16 protein-coding genes are annotated in these 16,563 nt (G+C 75.8%); 5 read left to right on the forward strand and 11 right to left on the reverse strand.

From position 1 onward, the window contains the following. Positions 1-401: 401 nt before the first annotated feature. From JE024_RS01095 to JE024_RS01105, 3 genes are all read right to left on the reverse strand, one after another. Entirely contained in the window at positions 402-1,112 is a 711-nt protein-coding gene (locus tag JE024_RS01095; protein ID WP_205371752.1) for an SDR family NAD(P)-dependent oxidoreductase, read from the reverse strand. 158 nt (positions 1,113-1,270) lie between these two features. Then, the gene (locus tag JE024_RS01100) at positions 1,271-2,524 is read right to left on the reverse strand and encodes an NAD(P)/FAD-dependent oxidoreductase (protein ID WP_205371753.1); all 1,254 of its coding nucleotides are present in this window, start codon (positions 2,522-2,524) and stop codon (positions 1,271-1,273) included. 227 nt (positions 2,525-2,751) lie between these two features. Further along, positions 2,752-3,735: a MerR family transcriptional regulator gene (locus JE024_RS01105; RefSeq protein WP_205371754.1), complete on the reverse strand. Its 984-nt coding sequence runs from the start codon at positions 3,733-3,735 to the stop codon at positions 2,752-2,754. A gap of 159 nt (positions 3,736-3,894) precedes the next feature. Between JE024_RS01105 and JE024_RS01110 the strand changes: the two genes are divergently transcribed. Together JE024_RS01110 and JE024_RS01115 are read left to right on the forward strand one after the other, a co-directional pair. Then, positions 3,895-4,602: a sigma-70 family RNA polymerase sigma factor gene (locus tag JE024_RS01110; RefSeq protein WP_244882487.1), complete on the forward strand. Its 708-nt coding sequence runs from the start codon at positions 3,895-3,897 to the stop codon at positions 4,600-4,602. 402 nt (positions 4,603-5,004) lie between these two features. Continuing rightward, positions 5,005-6,906 carry a potassium channel family protein gene (locus tag JE024_RS01115; RefSeq protein ID WP_205376291.1) on the forward strand — a complete coding sequence of 634 codons (1,902 nt, stop codon included), beginning with the start codon at positions 5,005-5,007 and terminating at the stop codon, positions 6,904-6,906. Between the two features lie 21 nt (positions 6,907-6,927). Here JE024_RS01115 and JE024_RS01120 read toward each other — a convergent pair whose 3' ends face one another. Continuing rightward, positions 6,928-7,374, reverse strand: a complete 447-nt coding sequence (locus JE024_RS01120) for a GNAT family N-acetyltransferase (RefSeq protein ID WP_205371755.1) — start codon at positions 7,372-7,374, stop codon at positions 6,928-6,930. Between the two features lie 228 nt (positions 7,375-7,602). Here JE024_RS01120 and JE024_RS01125 point away from each other — a divergent pair, with 228 nt between their 5' ends. The 3 genes from JE024_RS01125 (at position 7,603) to JE024_RS01135 (ending at position 10,429) form a co-directional block, all read left to right on the forward strand. After that, entirely contained in the window at positions 7,603-8,589 is a 987-nt protein-coding gene (locus tag JE024_RS01125) for an aldo/keto reductase (RefSeq protein ID WP_205371756.1), read from the forward strand. A gap of 145 nt (positions 8,590-8,734) precedes the next feature. Beyond that, positions 8,735-9,559 carry an aldo/keto reductase gene (locus JE024_RS01130; RefSeq protein ID WP_205371757.1) on the forward strand — a complete coding sequence of 275 codons (825 nt, stop codon included), beginning with the start codon at positions 8,735-8,737 and terminating at the stop codon, positions 9,557-9,559. Between the two features lie 168 nt (positions 9,560-9,727). Beyond that, positions 9,728-10,429 (forward strand): nucleotidyltransferase domain-containing protein, encoded by a 702-nt coding sequence (locus JE024_RS01135; RefSeq protein ID WP_205371758.1) that lies wholly within the window; start codon positions 9,728-9,730, stop codon positions 10,427-10,429. Between the two features lie 22 nt (positions 10,430-10,451). Here the strand turns inward: JE024_RS01135 and JE024_RS01140 are convergent, their stop codons facing one another. From JE024_RS01140 to JE024_RS01170, 7 genes are all read right to left on the reverse strand, one after another. Continuing rightward, a complete protein-coding gene (locus JE024_RS01140) occupies positions 10,452-11,114 on the reverse strand; it encodes a GNAT family N-acetyltransferase (protein ID WP_205371759.1) in 663 nt (220 codons plus the stop codon). Between the two features lie 150 nt (positions 11,115-11,264). Continuing rightward, positions 11,265-11,603, reverse strand: a complete 339-nt coding sequence (locus JE024_RS01145; RefSeq protein WP_205371760.1) for an ArsR/SmtB family transcription factor — start codon at positions 11,601-11,603, stop codon at positions 11,265-11,267. Between the two features lie 192 nt (positions 11,604-11,795). Further along, positions 11,796-12,167, reverse strand: a complete 372-nt coding sequence (locus JE024_RS01150; RefSeq protein WP_205371761.1) for a hypothetical protein — start codon at positions 12,165-12,167, stop codon at positions 11,796-11,798. A gap of 153 nt (positions 12,168-12,320) precedes the next feature. Further along, positions 12,321-13,199 carry an amidohydrolase family protein gene (locus JE024_RS01155; protein WP_205376292.1) on the reverse strand — a complete coding sequence of 293 codons (879 nt, stop codon included), beginning with the start codon at positions 13,197-13,199 and terminating at the stop codon, positions 12,321-12,323. Positions 13,200-13,432: 233 nt separating this feature from the next. After that, entirely contained in the window at positions 13,433-14,428 is a 996-nt protein-coding gene (locus JE024_RS01160) for an aldo/keto reductase (protein WP_205371762.1), read from the reverse strand. Positions 14,429-14,431: 3 nt separating this feature from the next. Then, positions 14,432-15,190: an SDR family NAD(P)-dependent oxidoreductase gene (locus JE024_RS01165; RefSeq protein WP_205371763.1), complete on the reverse strand. Its 759-nt coding sequence runs from the start codon at positions 15,188-15,190 to the stop codon at positions 14,432-14,434. Further along, positions 15,187-16,494: an enolase C-terminal domain-like protein gene (locus JE024_RS01170; RefSeq protein WP_205376293.1), complete on the reverse strand. Its 1,308-nt coding sequence runs from the start codon at positions 16,492-16,494 to the stop codon at positions 15,187-15,189. Before JE024_RS01170 ends, JE024_RS01165 begins: the two co-directional genes overlap by 4 nt. Between the last annotated feature and the right edge of the window lie 69 nt (positions 16,495-16,563).

The raw sequence follows: 16,563 nt of genomic DNA on the forward strand, positions 1-16,563 counted from the left end.
CGGCCCGCCGCGCGGAGCGGCCGCATCCGCCGGGCCGTCCGGCGCCGAAACAGGTGTGGACCCGGCGCGTGCCGGGCCCGGCACCGCGACCGCCTCCGCCGCACGGCCAGGAGGGGCCCCGGCGACGGCCCGCGGCGCCCGCGGGCGCCCTCGACCGGTGCTCACCGAGCACCTGACAGCGCCACCGGGCGGTTCCGGGAGGTGGACCCGGCCCCGCCCCTGCGGACGCCCCGGAGCGTCGCCGGGTACGCGCGAGGCCGGGTCAGCGGCGTGTGGTGGGGCGGGTAAGTGGGCGTGCCCGGTGGGTCAGCGGGCGTGCCCGGGAGCCGGGTCAGGCGGTGTGTTGGCCGACCAGGCGGCGTTTTCGTGTTGGCCGGTCAGGCGGCGTGTCGAGGACCCGGTCAGCGGGCGTGCCGTTCGGGGGCGTAGGTGCCGTCCGGGGCGGTGACGACGCGGTCGGCGCCGGAGTGGAGGGCGTCGGCGACGGCGCGGACCGCCGCGCCGAGGTCGCCGCCGGGCGGCAGGGGCGGGGCGGTGCCGGCGACCGGGCGGTCGGCGAAGCCGGTGTCCAGGTGGCCGAAGCGGATGTCGAGCACCTGCACGCCCCGGGGACGTGTCTCACGGCGCACGGCGTCCAGCCAGGCACCGAGGGCGGCCTTGGAGGCGCTGTAGTCGGCCATGCCCGGCATCGGCCGCTCGGCGACCACGCCGGTCACCGCGGCGATCGCCCCGCCGTCCCGCAGGGTCCCCAGGGCCGCGCGCAGGAAGGCGGCGGGAGCGAGGGCGTTCACCGCGAGGAGATGCTCGGCGACCTCGTCGCCGACGCTCGGCGCCGTCCCGAAGGCGACCGTGCCGAACACCGTCACCACGGCGTCGAGTCCTCCGAGTTCCTCGGCGGCCCGGTGCACGGCGCTCGCGCACGATCCGGGGTCGTACGCGTCGAAGACCGCGGTCGCGGCGGCTCCGTGCGTGCGCGCGGCCCGCGCGAGCCGGCCCGGGTCGCGCCCGGCGAGTGCGAGCCGGGCGCCGCGGGAGGCGAGTTCGGCGGAGAGGGCCGTGCCGATCGCTCCGGTCGCGCCCGCGACGAGTACATGGGAACCGTCGATCTCCACGGCCGGCCTCCGGGACGGTGTGTCGGACAGGGGCCGGACGCCGCGCACCGCGCACGCCGGCCACGGGCCGGTCCGCGCTCCGCGTGAGCGGTCGGGGCCCGTCGTCAACGCTTCGGCCTCGCGCGGGGCCCCGGATGCGGCGGGCCGCTGTCCGCAGGTCAGCGGCCCACCACACCCGCCAGCACCTCGCGGGCCGCCCGGGTGCCGGAGGCGAGGGCGCCCTGGACCGAGCCGGTGGCCCGGTGGTCCCCGCAGACATGGCGGCCGGGGGCGACCCGTGTGGTGCGGCTCAGCGGCCACGGCGGCGGCATCGCGGGCAGCGCACCGGAGACGGTGAAGGTGGCCACCGACAGCCAGTCGCGGGTGTCGGCTGCGTACAGGTCGGCGAGCCGCCGGCGAACCGCCTCCTCGGCACCGGGCCGGTCGCCGCCGAGGACGGAGGTCGAGATCAGCGAGGTGCCGGGCGGGGCGTAGCCGGGGACGGCCTCGGTGAGGAAGCAGGTGTTGAGGACGGCGAGGGTGCTGTCCACCATCAGGGTCGGCTCGTCGAGGGGCGAGCGTTCGGCCGCGTGGTAGTAGGTGGTCACGGTCCGGGTGGCGGGCACGTCGAGGCCCGGGACGAGACGCCCGGCGGTGGCGGGGTCGGTCGCGACGACGACGTTCGCGGCGGGCAGTTCGCGTCCGTCGGCCAGGAGCACCCCGGAGTCGGTGACCGCCTCCACCGGGGTGTCGAGGCGCAGCACCCCGTCGGGCAGGCGGGCGGCGAGCTGGGCGGGCACCGCGCCGATGCCCTCGGCGGGCAGGCAGAGGGTGCCGCGGGCCATGCTCCGCCAGACCAGGTGGAAGAAGCGGGCGGAGGTCGTCAGTCCGGACTCCAGGAACACCCCGGCGAGGAAGGGGCGCAACAGGTCGTCGACGGCCTGTTCGGACAGGCCGGCGCGGTGGAGCGCGCTCAGCGTCGTCCGGTCGGCGCCGCGGGTGAGCAGGCGGGCCGGGGGGAACGTGTCGCGCGCGGTGAGCGCTCCGAGGGCCGCCAGGTCACGGGCGGACAGGCCCCGGCCGGGGAGCAGGGCGGCGGCCTCCCGGGGCCGGCGGGTGGGATCGGTGAGCCGGACGGGCCCCGCCGGGGTGTGGGCCACCACGCCCGGGGTGAGGGGGCGCAGACGCAGCGGGCGCAGGGACACGCGTCGTTTGACCTGGGGGTAGGCGGTGTTGAAGACCTGGAACCCCCGGTCGAGGAGGAAGCCGTCCTTGCGGTCGGTGCGCATCCGGCCGCCGACGCCGTCGGACGCCTCCAGCAGGCGGACGCGGAGACCGGCACGGCAGAGGTCGAGCGCGCAGGCGAGCCCTGCCAGGCCTGCGCCGACGACGACGGTGTCGGGGGCGGAGGAGGGTCGGGGAGGCGTCGTCATCGGTGTCCTTGGTGTCCTTCGCGAGGGCGCCGCCGGTGAGCGCGCCGCCGGGCGGGCGGCGCGCGCCGGGCGACGGGGGTGGGCGACGGGTGACGGGAGCGGTCGTGGTCGGGTAGGGGACGGGCCGCGAGCGCTGGGCCCAGCGGATCACGGCGCGGGCTCCGGGGCCAGTACCCACCGCGGGGCCGGCCCGGATCGGGTGACGCCGTGTCAACCGCGTACCCGGGTCAACCGCGTACCCGGGCCTCCACGGCGTCCACGGCCTCCGCGAGACCCGGGGGTCTGAGCGTGCCGCCGACCGGTTTGCCGGCCCAGCCCGGCCCGAGGGTCATGACCGCGGCCTGTCTGCGGGAGCCGCGGACGCCCCACCGCATGTCGGCCACGTGCTGGGCGAGCGGCTGGCTCGCGGTGGTCCGCGACTGGGCCCAGAGGCCGACGACCGCGGGGCCGGTCCGCCGGACGGCCTCGACCAGGGCCTCGACGGGCAGCGCGGCGCCGAACATCCGCACCGCGATCCGGCGCTGGGCGAGTGCGGCGCTGAGCGCCTCCAGCGGCAGGGTGTGGTTCTCGCCGGGCACGCAGGCCAGCAGCACCTTGCCGCTGTCCAGGCCGTCGGCGACGGGGGGCGCGGCCCGGCGCAGTGCGCAGGCCACGTGCCAGGACAGGAAGTGCTCGACCTCGACGTAGCGCTCGCCTGAGGACTCCCACTTACGGCCCACGGCCTGCAAGGTGGGCATCAGGATCTCGTGCCAGGCGGTGACGAGGCCGTAGGTCTCGACGGCGGTGTTCAGCAGTTCGTCGAGGGCGACGGCGTCGAGCCGCAGCGCGGCGCGGGCCAGGCCCCTGCACTCCTGGCGGGCGTCGCCGAGCCGCATGCCGGCATGGGCGCGGGCGGCCGCGGCGGGCCGGTCGGCCGGTGTGCCGCCGGGGGCGGGCCGGGGCGGCGGGGCCGGGCGGGACGGGTCCTGGGCGAGCCGCGCGGCCTCGGCGGGCGGGACGCCGGTGGCCGTCAGGGCGCACATCCGCTCCAGGAGCGCGACGTCCAGCGGCGTCCACCGGCGGTGCCGGCCCCCGACGCGGCCGGCGGGGCCCAGTCCGTAGCGCCGGTCCCAGGAGCGCACGGTGGTCGGCGCCACGCCCAGACGGCGGGCGACCTCGCCCGTCGTCAGCCCGGCCTCCTGCTGCTGTCCGTCGGCGGCGTCGTCGCTCATACGACGACTGTACCGGCTTTCCGACGCACAATCGATGCGCGTTGAGTGCGTCGTTTCATCGCCGGAGACTGAGGGCACGCGCTGCTTCGGCGCAGGGTGCCGCCCCTCGGGCGGATGCGGCCCCGAGCGAGACGCCGGCCGGGCAGGAGGAACGACACCATGGACGAGACGTCGACCCGCACCGACATGCCGCCGCCCGCGCAGGGCCCCGGCGGCGGCGCCGCGCCAGGGGCAACCGGGCTGGGCGCCGCACCGGACGGCGGGCCAGGGACCACCGGGCTGGGCGCCGCGCCGGACGGCGGGCCCGCCGACGAAGAGCTCGCCCGGGGCCTGCTCGCGGGCGACGAGTCGGCCTTCGCCGCCGTGTACCGGCGCTGGGGACCGATGGTGCACACGCTCGCCGCGCGCACGCTCGGCGACACCCGCGAGGCGGAGGACGTGACCCAGCTGGTGTTCCTGGCGGCCTGGCGCGGACGTGCCGGGTTCGATCCGCTGCGCGGCGCGCTGGGGTCCTGGCTGGTCGGGATCACCCGCCGCAAGACGGTGGACGCGCTGGCCGCGCGCACCCGCCGGCTGCGCCTCGCCGAGGCCGCCGCCCACTCCCCGCGGACGCCGTCGCCGCCGGACGGCGAGGAGACCGCGGACGGTGTGCTCGACCGGGTCCTGCTCGTCGACGAGCTGGCCAGGCTGCCGCGGCAGCAGCGGGACGTGCTGCGCATGGCCTACTACGAGGACCTGACGCAGGTTCAGATCGCCGACCGCACGGGCATCCCGCTCGGCACCGTCAAGAGCCATGCGCGCCGGGGTCTGCACCGGCTGCGGGACCGGCTGGAGCCCACGGCCGCCGCGGCGCGCCCCGCCGCCTGAGGCACTCCCGGACCGGTCGGAGCGCGCCCGTCCACGGCCCCGTCCGCCATCGGCCGGCGGTGCCGGCCGGAGCACCGCGCGAGCGCGGCACCGGGAGCCCGTCAGGATTGCCGGGATCCGGAAGTGCGGGCGGGTGCGGGCGGATGGGAAGCTTGCCGGGACCGCACAAGTGCCCTGCCGGGAAAGGGAGTCGGCGGTGCCTCCCCCGTCGGCCACCGGCGGCCCGGCGTCCGCGCGGCACCCGCCACCACTCCCCCGGCACCCCGCCCGGCCCGCGCCGGGGCGGGGCCTTCTCCTGTGCGCGTCGCGACGGGCAGGGGCGCCGGCCGTGCGGCCGGGGGCGAAGGGGGACAGGCGATGACGGTGCCGCGGCAGAACCGGGGCGGCCGCCCGGCGGGGCACATGGTGGTCTGCGGGGACGACGCCCTGGCGCACCGGCTCGCCGTGGAGCTCCAGGACGTCTACCGCGCGCATGTGGTCCTGGTCGTGCCCGACGCCCTGACCGGTGGGCAGAGCGGCGATCCGTCGCGGCTCGCGCGGGCGGCGGGCCGCTTCGGCGTCGCTCCGCTGCGGCGGCCCGTGCCGTCGCCCGACGACACCAGCGGCGGTCTGCGGCTCCCGCTGGAGGAGGTCGTGTCGGCCGAGCCCACCGAGGAGGCGCTGCTGCGGGCCGGGGTGGACCGGGCCGCCTCGCTGGCGCTGCTCTACGAGGACGACGAGGCCAACCTGCGGGCGGCGCTCGCCGCGCGCCGGCTCAGTCCCGGGCTGCGCCTGGTGGTGCGGATGTACAACCGCAAGCTCGGTCAGCACATGGAGCAACTCCTGGACCAGGCCGCCCTGCTGGCGATGCCCGGGGTGGACCGCGCCTTCCTGGACGCCTCCACCACGGTGCTCTCGGACGCGGACACCGCGGCCCCGGCGCTCGCCGCCACGGCGGCCGGCGGCACCAGCAAGGTCGTCCAGGCGGACGGGCTGCTGCTGCGGGCCGTGGAGCGGGCCCCGTCGCGTCCCGGTGAGGTGCCGGATCCGGGGCTGTGCACCCTGGCGCTGCTCTCGTCCTCCACCGCCGACCCCGCGGGCTCGGAGGGCTCGGACTCCAGCGGGTCCCAGAGCCCGCTGCTGCTGCCCGACGACGCGACGGTGCGCGACGCGGCGGACCGGGGCACGGTCGTCCTGGAGACCGTGCGGCACGCGGGCCCGGCCCTGCCGCTGCGGCGTCTCGCGCGGCGGGGCGCACCGCTCGGCGCGGTGTTCTCGCGGCGCCTGCGGTGGGCGCTGGCCGGCATCGTCGCCTCGGTGCTGGCGCTCAGCGTGACCGCGTCGGTGGTCACCGACGCGGATCCGGTGCACGCCGCGTATCTGACGCTGCTCGACCTGTTCGCGATCGGGGATCCCGCGGTCGGGGAGTCGACGACGCGTCAGATCCTGCAACTGCTGGCGGGGCTGGTCGGTCTCGCCCTGCTGCCGCTGCTGGTCGCCGGAGCGCTGGAGGCGCTGGGCACCTTCCGTGCGACGGGGGCGCTGCGCAGGCCGCCGCGGGGGCTGTCCGGGCACATCGTGCTGCTGGGGCTGGGGAAGATCGGCGCCAGGGTGCTGGCGCGGCTGCGGGAGCTGGACATCCCCGTCGTGTGCGTGGAGGAGGACCCGGAGGCCCGGGGGATCGCGCTGGCGCGCAGCCTCGCCGTGCCCGTGGTCCTCGGGGACGTCACCGAGGAGGGGGTGCTGGAGGCCGCGAAGGTCCACCGCGCGCACACGCTGCTGGCCCTCACCAGCTCCGACACCACCAATCTGGAGGCGACGCTGTACGCCCGTACGGTCAAGCCCGATCTGCGGGTCGCGCTGCGGCTGTACGACGACGAGTTCGCCACGGCCGTCTACCGCACGCTGCGGGCGGCCCACCCCGGGGCCGTCACCCGCAGCCGCAGCGTGACGCATCTCGCCGCCCCGGCGTTCGCCGCGGCGATGATGGGACGTCATGTCCTGGGCGCCATACCGGTGGAGCGGCGGGTCCTGCTGTTCGCCGTCGTCCGGGTCAGCGGCACGCCCGAGCTGGAGGGGCGTACCGTCGCCGAGGCGTTCCGCCCCGGGGCGTGGCGGATCCTGGCGCTGGACACGGCGGTGCCGGCCGCCCGGCATCCGGACCTCGGCGCGGTGCAGCACGGCGGCGAGGAGCCCCAGCTCCTGTGGGACCTGCATCCCGGCTATGTGCTGCGGTCGGAGGACCGGGTGGTCATCGCCGCCACCCGCCGGGGGCTCGCCGAACTGCTCGGCACCCCGGCGCGCCCGCACAGCGGCGCTCCCTGACGGGGCGCGCCGCGCGCGTGCTCAGCTCCCGGACAGCCGGAGGTCGATCCAGGGGACGGTGTCGCCCGGCAGCAGGTACCGCTCCGTCTCGGTGAACCCGTGCCGCAGGGCGAAGCGGAGGCCGTCCTCGTTGGAGGAGAGGACGACCGTCTCGATCGTCCGGGCGCCCAGCTCGCGGGCGTGGGCGAGGCCGCGGGCCCAGAGGACCTCGCCGAGCCCCCGGCGGCGGTGGGCGGCGAGGACGCGGGCGATCACGGTGGCCGCCCCGGTGTCCTCGGACGGCGGGCGCACGGTGCTGCACCCCACCAGTTCGCCGTCCCGGTAGGCGACTTCCAGGCGGTGCCGCTCCCTGCGGTCGCGTGCGTCGTCGAGGGAGAGGGGGTGGGTGGGGATGACGACGTTGTGGACGTAGCGCCAGTCCCGGAGGGCGGCGTCGTCGGCGGGCCGCCGGATGACGAGTTCGGACATCGCGCCAGGAGACCGGACCGCGCGCGCCGGCGTCAACCGCGTTTGCGGCGGGCCCCGTTCGGCTCGGCCGCCGGAAGGTCACGGCCCGCGGGCGGGGCGCGGCGGGCGGACGGACAGATTCCGGAAGGCCGGTGCGGCCGGCGCTTGACTTCGCGTGCACTCGAAGAAGGAGTCTTCCCTCCGAGGCCCGCAGCAGCGGGGCTCGCGGCACGAGGAGAGGGCTCCCCCATGAAGTACCGCACGATCGGCAGCGACCCCGCGACCAGCCGGCGGGTCAGCGTGCTCAGCCTCGGGGCGATGCTCTTCGGCACCCGTACCGACGAGAAGACGTCCTTCGCGATCCTGGACCGGTTCGTGGAGGCGGGCGGCACGTTCATCGACACGTCGAACAACTACGCGTACTGGGAGGACGGCAGCCAGGGCGGCGCGAGCGAGAACGTGATCGGCCGGTGGCGGCGCAGCCGGGGCATCGGCGACGAGGTCGTGATCGCGACCAAGATGGGCGCCCGCCCCCTCGCCCCCGGGACGGGATACGTGGAGAACCGCGAGGGGCTGTCCGCGCGAGCCGTACGGATCGCCGCCGAGCAGAGCCGGGAGCGGCTCGGGACGGACCGGCTGGATCTGCTGTACGCGCACATCGAGGATCCGGCGACGCCGCTGGCGGAGACCGTGGAGGGGTTCGCCGCACTGGTCGCCGAGGGCTCCGTCGGCCTGCTCGGCGTCAGCAACCACTGGGCGTGGAAGGTGGAGCGCGCCCGTGCCACGGCGGCCGCGCGGGGCCTGCCGGGCTTCGAGGTCCTCCAGTACAGCCACAGCTATCTGCGCCGCCGGACGGACCTGTCGGACGCGCTCTCCGCCGACGGCTCCTACGGGGTCGCGGGCGGTGACCTGCTGAGCTACGTCCGGGCGGAGCCGGCGCTGACATTGGTGGCGTACACCCCGCTGCTCGCCGGTGCGTACGTCCGCGACGACAAGCCGCTCGGCCCGGATCTGGACCACGCCGGCACACCGGCACGGCTGGCGGCGCTGCGGGAGGTCGTGGCGGAGACGGGGGCCACGGCCAACCAGGTGGTGCTGTCCTGGCTGATCGGCGGCGAGGTCCCGGTGGTGCCGCTGACCGGTGTGTCGTCCGTGGCCCAGCTCGACGAGAACCTGGCGGCCGTCGACCTGGAGCTGACCGCCGGGCAGCGCGCCCTGCTGGACGGCGCCCACTGACCGGCCGGTTTCCCGGGGCGCTCCGTGCGGTGCCGGTGCCCGGCACCGCACGGACCGATTCGCGCGGCGTTTGCGCATAGCCCGCGTCTGCAATTATTGTGGGCGAGCGTAACCCCCTCACGCAATCGGCTCAAGGAACAGTGCGATGACCACAGTCCCCACCGTCCTCCTCAACGACGGCGCCCGGATCCCCCAGCTCGGCTTCGGCGTCTTCCAGGTCCCCGACGACGAGACCACCACCGCGGTCGCCGCCGCCCTGGAGGCCGGCTACCGCTCGATCGACACCGCCGCCGTCTACGGCAACGAGCGGGGCGTCGGCCGGGCGCTGGCCGACTCCGGCGTCCCCCGCGAGGAGCTGTTCGTCACGACCAAGCTGTGGAACGCCGACCAGGGCCACGACGCCACGCTGCGGGCCTTCGACACCAGCCTCGCGGCGCTCGGCCTCGACCATGTCGACCTCTACCTGATCCACTGGCCCGCCCCGGCGCAGGACCTCTACCGGGAGTCGTGGCGGGCGATCGAGAAGCTGGTGGCCGACGGCCGGGTGCGCACGGCGGGCGTCTCCAACTTCGGGCCCGGCCATCTGCGCCGGCTGCTCGACGGCGCCTCCCTCGTCCCCGCGGTCAACCAGATCGAGCTCCACCCCGGCCTCCAGCAGGCCGAACTGCGGGCGCTGCACGCCGAACTCGGCATCGCCACCGAGGCGTGGAGCCCGCTCGCCCAGGGCGCCGTCCTCTCCGAGGACACGCTCACCGCGATCGCGGCGGACCACGGGAAGTCCCCCGCGCAGGTCGTGCTGCGCTGGCACCTCCAGCTCGGCAACGTGGTGATCCCCAAGTCGGTCACCCCGGAGCGCATCCGCGCGAACATCGACGTCTTCGACTTCACGCTGTCCGACGACGAGATGAGCGCGATCGCCGGCCTCGACCGCGGTCTGCGGACGGGCCCGCACCCCGACGAACTCGGCTGAGACGAACTCGGCCGACACCGGCTCCGCGACCGCCGGGGCACCCGCGGTACGGGCGCCCCGGACCGCGGTCCGGCGGGAAAACGGGAGGCGGAGAGCGGGCCCGGCGGGCCATCCTGCACGGAACACGTTCCGGACGGGCTGCGCCCGCGACACCACCGAGGAGCAGCCTTGTCCCCGCACTCCGTCCTGCTGTCCGGCATCGTCGGCTCCACCGCGTACGGCCTGGCGCACGCCGGGTCGGACATCGACCGGCTGGGGGTGTTCGCGGCGCCCACCGAGGACTTCCACGGGCTGCACGCGCCCCGGGCCTCGTACGTGACCAGCGCACCCGACCGCACGCTGCACGAGGCCGCGAAGTGGTGCCGGCTCGCCCTCGGCGGCAACCCGACGGCCGGTGAACTCGTCTGGCTGCCCGACGAGTTGTACGAGGTCCGCACCCCGCTGGGCGACGAGCTCATCGCCATCCGGTCGTCACTGCTCTCCGCGAAACGGGTGCGCGACGCCTATCTCGGCTACGCCACCCAGCAGGCCAAGCGGCTCACCGACCGGGCCGCGCACGGGCCGTTGCCCGCCGAGGCACGCGGGCGCACGGCCAAGCACGCCCGCCATCTGATGCGCCTGTGCCACCAGGGCCTGGGCCTCTACACCACCGGGCGGCTGGAGATACGGCTCGACGACCCGGACGCCTTCCGGGCGTTCGGCGAGCGGGTCGCCGACGACCCGGCGCAGGCACTGCCGCTGCTCGCCTCCTACGAGCGGGCGTTCGACGAGGCACGGAGCCCGCTGCCCGACCGGCCCGACGAGGCGCCGGCGGAGGCATGGCTGCGCCGGGTGCGCGCCCACCACTACGCCGCGCGGGCACCGCGGTGAGCGCGGAGGGCGGCGCCCGCCGTCACAGGGCGGCGTCGCGGGCCGTCGGCCTGCCGAGGTACCAGATCGGGGCCGGGTCCGCGATCGGCAACAGCCGGAAGCCCAGCCGGTCGTAGAACGCCCTGGCCCGGGTGTTCGCCTGCACCATGCACAGGTGCACGGCCGGGACGCCGGCCTCGTGGAAGGCGTCCAGCAGGGTGCGCATCAGCGCGCGGCCGTGGCCGCGGCCCTGCCACGGGGGCAGCAGGTCGATGTGGAGATGGGCGGGGTGGCCGGCGAGTTCGGGGCGGACCATGTGCTCCGGGCGGTGCAGCAAGGCGGTGATCTCCTCGGCCGGGGTGCGGGGCTCCCCCTCGGGCAGCGGGAACCGCGCGCTCACCGTCGGCAGCCATTCGGCACGGAAGCGCTCGGCGTAGCGCACGGTGTCCGGCGCGCCCAGCACATAGCCGACGGCGTTCCCGGCGCCGTCGTCCAGGACGAAGACGAAGTCCGGCTCCAGCGCGGCGTAGGGATGGGCGAAGACCGAGGGCATCAGGCCGGGGTCGGGGCAGAGGGCCGAGGAGTCCCCGCCCTCGTGGGCCGTCCTGACGCATATCTCCGCGAGCGCCGCGTGGTCGGCGGGGCGGTAGCGGCGGATGTACGGGGTGCCGGCGCCGCCGGCCGGGGTGGCGGATGTGTGCTCCATGTCCGGGATGATTTCCCCATTGGGAGCGCTCCCACAACTGCTTTCGGCCGCTCGCGCCGGGACGGGCCCGGGCGGCCGGGGGGTGTGGGGGCCGGGGGGTGCGGTGGCCGGGGCGGCCGGGGGTGCGCGGAACGGGGGCGGCCGGGGCGGTCAGCCGGGGGTGTCGGCGTGGCGGAGTTCGGCCAGGAGTTCGCTCTGGCCCGCCAGGAGTTCGGTGAGGATGCGGCGGGCCGCACGCAGGAGTTCGGCCACGTCGCCGCCGGCCAGGGCGTAGCTGACGGTGGAGCCGTCGCGGATGGATATCACGATGCCGGAGCGCCGCAGCACCGCGAGCTGCTGGGAGAGGTTGGAGGGCTCGATCTCGATCTCGTTGAGCAGTTCGCGTACGGGTACGGGGCCGTTCTGGAGCAGTTCCAGGACGCGGATGCGCACGGGGTGCCCGAGCATGCGAAAGAACTCCGCCTTGGCCTGGTACAGCGGTACCTGCATGCGACAACGCTCCTGCCGGGTCTGGGTCGCTGGTGGGGGGCGGCAGCCCGGTCTGCCGGGTGCCCGATGGCCGACGTCATGATCCTGCCGCGTCCGGCCCCGCCCCCACCCACGTCTGACCATTTTCGGATGTGCCGAGTTGAAGACTTCTGCAACTCGTGGGCGTGCGGGGCCGGATCGTACGGCGAAGGGTTACAGCTCCAGTTCCGCCTCGACCCGCTTGAGCTGGTGGCGGGCCATGGCCAGGTTGGACCTCCCCTTGTCCAGGACGATGTAGAGGAAGAGTCCGTTGCCGCCCTTCCCTCTGAGCAGCCGGATCAGGTGGTACTGGCTGCCGAGAGTGATGAGTACGTCCTCGATCTCCTCCTTGAGCCCCAGCATGTCCATCGCGCGGAGCTTCGCCCGGATCACATCGGTGTTGCCCGCGGCGGCGACCGTGAGGTCGAGGTCCTTGCCGCCGCCGAGCGTGCCGAGGGCCATACCGCTCGTGTAGTCCACCAGGGCGACCCCCACACTGCCCTCGATGGTCATCGCCTCCTTCAGAGACGTCTCGACGTTCGCCATCTGTGCCCACTCCCTCGATCGTGGATGCCGGGCCGGTCGCGGCCGGCCCGCCTGTGATCAGGACGCTACTGACGGGCAGGACGGCGGAACGCCGGATGCGCGGAACCGTCCGAAAACAGCCCCTGGCGCTCCGGATCACGTCCTGGGGAGGGCTCAGGGGCCGACGGGTCGCAGACCGTAGACGCGGGTCGCCGTGGCGGCGAGGAACGCCTCCCGCTCCCCGGGGTCCAGCCGGGCGGTGAGCGCGCGGGCGGTGTCCAGGACCTCCGTGTATCCGGCGGCCGGCAGGCACACGGGCCAGTCGGAGCCGAACATCACCCGTCCGGGGCCGAAGGCGTCGAGGACGGTGTCGGCGTACGGCGCCAGACCGGCGACGGTCCAGGCGTCCCGGTCGGCCTCGCTGACGAGACCGGAGAGCTTGCAGGTGGTGTTGGGGAGGGCGGCGAACGCGCGGAGTTCGCCCGCCCACGGCGTCAACCGGCCCGTGGCGACGGGTGGTTTGCCCGCGTGGTCGAGGACGAAGCGGACGCCGGGGTGGCGGGCGGCGGCCGCGCGGGCGGCGGGGAGCTGGTGCGGGCGCACGACCAGGTCGTAGACGAGGCCCGCCGCACCGAGCGCCGTGAGCCCCCGGCCGACGTCCGGGCGCAGCAGCCAGCCGGGGTCGGGTTCCTCCTGCACCTGGTGGCGGATGCCCACGAGGCGGTCCCCGCCGGGAGCGGCCCGCAGCGCGGCGAGGTCGTCGGCGACGCCGGGGGCGGTGAGGTCCGTCCAGCCGACGACGCCCGCGATCAGGGGGCTCGCACCGGCCGTGGCGAGGAACGCGAGCGTCTCCCGGGTGTCGCAGACGGTCTGGACGAGGACCGTGGCGTCGACCGGCGTCCCGGCCGTGGCCCGTGCCAGGTCGGCCGGGAGGAAGTCGCGGCGGATCGGCTCAAGGGCGGGATCGTCCAGCCAGGGCAGGTCGAACGCGGAGCGGTCCCACAGATGGTGGTGGGCGTCGACGACCCGCGGGGCGGGCGGGGTGTCTGGCAGGGGCGACGCGTGGCCGGCCCGGGCGTCGGACGGGTGCGGTGTCTGGCCGGCCTGGCCGTCGGACGGGTGCGCCGGGCGTCCGGCCCCGGCATCAGGCCGGTCCGGCGCGCGTCCGGCTCCGGTCTCGGGGCGGTGCGCCGGGCTTCCGGCCCCGGCGTCGGACGGGTGCGCCGGGCGGCCGGCCCCGGTCTCGGGCCGCTCCGGCGGCCGTCCCGCCCCCGAGCGCCGGGCGCTCACCGGTCGGCCTCCGCGGGCACCGGGACGTCGCCGGGGAGGAGTCCCTCGGACCGGAGGTCCCGCCACAGCTCCCCCGGCAGGGGCGCGGCCAGCCGGTCGGCCGCGTCGGTGATCTCGGCGGCGTCGCGCGCCCCGATCAGCGCGCCGGCGACGGCCGGGTGCGCCAGCGCGAAGCGCACGGCGGCGGCGCGCAGCGGCACACCGTGCCGGGCGCAGACCTCCTGCATCCGCAGGGCGCGCCGCAGCAGTGGCGGGGGGACGGGCGTGTAGTCGTAGGTGGAGCGGGGTGTGGGGGCGGCCAGCAGGCCCGAGTTGAAGACGCCGCCGAGCACGACCGGGACGCCGCGCCGGTGGGCCTCGGGCAGCAGGTCGGTGTGCGCGGTCTGGTCGAGGAGGGTGTAGCGGCCGGCGACGAGGACGACGTCGACGTCCGTCTCGCGGACGAAGCGGGCGGGCACGGCGCTCTGGTTCATCCCGACCCCGATGGCCCGGACCACGCCCTCGCCGCGGAGGCGTTCGAGGGCCGGGTACGCCTCGGTGAGGGCCTGTTCCACATGGTCGTCGGGGTCGTGGAGGTGGACGATGTCGATGTGGTCGGTGCCCAGCCGCCGCAGGCTCGCCTCGATGCTCCGCCGGACGCCGTCGGCGCCGAAGTCGAAGACCCGGCGGTGGGTGGCGGGCACGGCGAAGCCGTTGGCGAGGTCGTCGCCGGTGGCGCCGGGGGTGGGGACGAGCAGCCGGCCGACCTTGGTGGAGAGGGTGTACGTGTCGCGCGGGCGGTGCCGGAGCGCGGCGCCCAGGCGCCGTTCGGAGAGGCCGAGTCCGTAGTGGGGCGCGGTGTCGAAGGCGCGGACGCCGGCGTCCCAGGCGGCGTCCACCGTGGCCGCCGCCTGTTCGTCGGTGACCGGTGCGTAGAGGTTGCCGATGCCGGCGGCGCCCAGCAGCAGGCGGGTGAGGGGCACGCCGGCGCGGCCGCCGCTGCGGGTGCGCACGGCTCACCGTGCCCGGGGGCGCAGCCGCAGGGAGGCCATCCCGCCGTCGACGGGGAGCGCGGTGCCGGTGACGGCGGACGACTGCGGTCCGGCGAGGTGCACGATGGCGGCGGCGACCTCGTCGGCGGTGACCAGGCGGCCGATGGGCTGCCGTGCGCTGAGCGCGGCGTGTTCGGCTGCGGGGTCGTCGGCGGCGTCGAGGAGCCGGGCGACCCACGGGGTGTCCACGGTGCCGGGGTTGACGCAGTTGACCCGGACGCCCTCGTGGACGTGGTCGGCGGCCATGGCGAGGGTGAGGGCGAGGACGGCTCCCTTGGACGCCGAGTAGAGGGCGCGCTGCGGCAGTCCGGCGGTGGCGGCGATGGAGCAGGTGTTGACGACGGAGGCGTGGGCGGAGGCGCGCAGGTGCGGCAGGGCGGCGCGGGTGGTGCGGACGATGCCGAGGACGTTGACGTCCAGGACCCGCCGCCATTCGTCGTCGTCGTTGTCCTCGACGGTGCCGGCGGCGCCGATCCCGGCGTTGTTGACGAGGATGTCCAGCCCGCCGAGCGCGGTGGCGGCCGCCGTCACGGCGCCGGTGACGCCTTCGCGGTCGCCGACGTCGGCGGTGAAGCCGTGCACGCCCGCGGGGAGGTCGGACGGGCTCAGGTCGAGCACGGCGACTTCGGCGCCGTGTTCGCGCAGGAGTCGGGCGGTGGCACGCCCGATGCCGGACGCGCCGCCGGTGACCAGGGCCCGCAGTCCGTCGAGTCCGCCGCTCATGCCGTCTCTCCCCCGCTGATGAGGTCGGCCGCCCAGAAGGTGCCGTCCGGATAGGTGTAGGTCGCGATCGACGCCGGGTGCATGGCGCTGGAGAAGCCGGGGGCCGAGGGCGCCCGGTAGCGCCCGCCGGTCACGTGCACGGGGTGCACGAAGTGCTCGTGGAGGTGGTCCACGTATTCGATGACGCGGTCCTCGGTGGTCCCGGACAGGGCGACGTAGTCGAACATCGCCAGGTGCTGGACGAGTTCGCACAGTCCCACTCCCCCGGCGTGGGGGCAGACCGGGACGCCGAACTTGGCGGCCAGCAGCAGGATGGCGAGGTTCTCGTTGACCCCGCCGACGCGGGCGGCGTCGAGCTGGAGGACGTCGATCGCCCCGGCCTGGAGGAGCTGTTTGAAGACGACGCGGTTCTGCGCGTGCTCGCCGGTGGCCACCTTCACCGGGGCGACCGCGCTGCGGATGGCGGCGTGGCCGAGGATGTCGTCGGGGCTGGTGGGCTCCTCGATCCAGTACGGGTCGAAGGCGGCGAGGGCCTTGGTCCAGGCGATGGCCTCGTCGACGTTCCAGCGCTGGTTGGCGTCGACGGCCAGCCGGACGCCGGGGCCGATCGCGGCGCGGGCGGCCCGGCAGCGGCGGACGTCGTCCTCCAGATCGGCCCCGACCTTCAGCTTGATCTGGGTGAACCCCTGGGCGACGGCCTCCTCGGCGAGGCGGGTCAGCCGGGCGTCCGAGTAGCCGAGCCAGCCGGGCGACGTGGTGTACGCGGGGTAGCCGCGGCGCACGAGGTCGGCCGCGCGGGCCTCGCGGCCCTCCCGGCCGCGGCGCAGCAGGTCCAGGGCCTCCTGCGGGGTGAGCGCGTCGGCGATGTAGCGGAAGTCGACCTGGGAGACGAGCCATTCGGGCTCGGCGTCGGCCAGCAGCCGCCACAGGGGCTTGCGGGCGCGCTTGGCCGCGAGGTCCCAGACGGCGTTGACGACGGCGCCGGTCGCCATGTGCATCACGCCCTTCTCGGGGCCGAGCCAGCGCAGTTGGCTGTCGCCGTTCAGGTCCCGGCTGAGCGATCCGGGGTCGGCGCACAGCTCGGCGACCGGGCGGCCGGTGACATGCGACCGGAGCGCGTCGAGGGCGGCGACCTGGACGTCGTTGCCGCGTCCGATGGTGAAGGCGAAGCCGTGCCCCTCCACACCGTCGCCGGCGTCGGTGCGCAGAACGAGATAGGCGGCGGAGTAGTCGGGGTCCGGGTTCATCGCGTCCGACCCGTCGAGCTCGCGCGAGGTCGGGAAGCGGATGTCGTAGGTCTCCATCGCGGTCACCCGGGGGGTGTCTGTGGGCAACGTGGGTCCTTTCGGCGGGACTTGCTGCCGGACGGCCCC

Source organism: Streptomyces zhihengii (assembly GCF_016919245.1).
Lineage (GTDB): Bacteria > Actinomycetota > Actinomycetes > Streptomycetales > Streptomycetaceae > Streptomyces > Streptomyces zhihengii.

Bases quoted from the DNA above. Each gene is read 5' to 3' on its own strand.
- JE024_RS01100 (WP_205371753.1), bottom strand. From the start codon at position 2,524: ATGACGACGCCTCCCCGACCCTCCTCCGCCCCCGACACCGTCGTCGTC.
- JE024_RS01105 (WP_205371754.1), bottom strand. From the start codon at position 3,735: ATGAGCGACGACGCCGCCGACGGACAGCAGCAGGAGGCCGGGCTGACG.
- JE024_RS01110 (WP_244882487.1), top strand. From the start codon at position 3,895: ATGGACGAGACGTCGACCCGCACCGACATGCCGCCGCCCGCGCAGGGC.
- JE024_RS01115 (WP_205376291.1), top strand. From the start codon at position 5,005: ATGGTGGTCTGCGGGGACGACGCCCTGGCGCACCGGCTCGCCGTGGAG.
- JE024_RS01120 (WP_205371755.1), bottom strand. From the start codon at position 7,374: ATGTCCGAACTCGTCATCCGGCGGCCCGCCGACGACGCCGCCCTCCGG.
- JE024_RS01125 (WP_205371756.1), top strand. From the start codon at position 7,603: ATGAAGTACCGCACGATCGGCAGCGACCCCGCGACCAGCCGGCGGGTC.
- JE024_RS01130 (WP_205371757.1), top strand. From the start codon at position 8,735: ATGACCACAGTCCCCACCGTCCTCCTCAACGACGGCGCCCGGATCCCC.
- JE024_RS01140 (WP_205371759.1), bottom strand. From the start codon at position 11,114: ATGGAGCACACATCCGCCACCCCGGCCGGCGGCGCCGGCACCCCGTAC.
- JE024_RS01145 (WP_205371760.1), bottom strand. From the start codon at position 11,603: ATGCAGGTACCGCTGTACCAGGCCAAGGCGGAGTTCTTTCGCATGCTC.
- JE024_RS01150 (WP_205371761.1), bottom strand. From the start codon at position 12,167: ATGGCGAACGTCGAGACGTCTCTGAAGGAGGCGATGACCATCGAGGGC.
- JE024_RS01165 (WP_205371763.1), bottom strand. From the start codon at position 15,190: ATGAGCGGCGGACTCGACGGACTGCGGGCCCTGGTCACCGGCGGCGCG.
- JE024_RS01170 (WP_205376293.1), bottom strand. From the start codon at position 16,494: ATGGAGACCTACGACATCCGCTTCCCGACCTCGCGCGAGCTCGACGGG.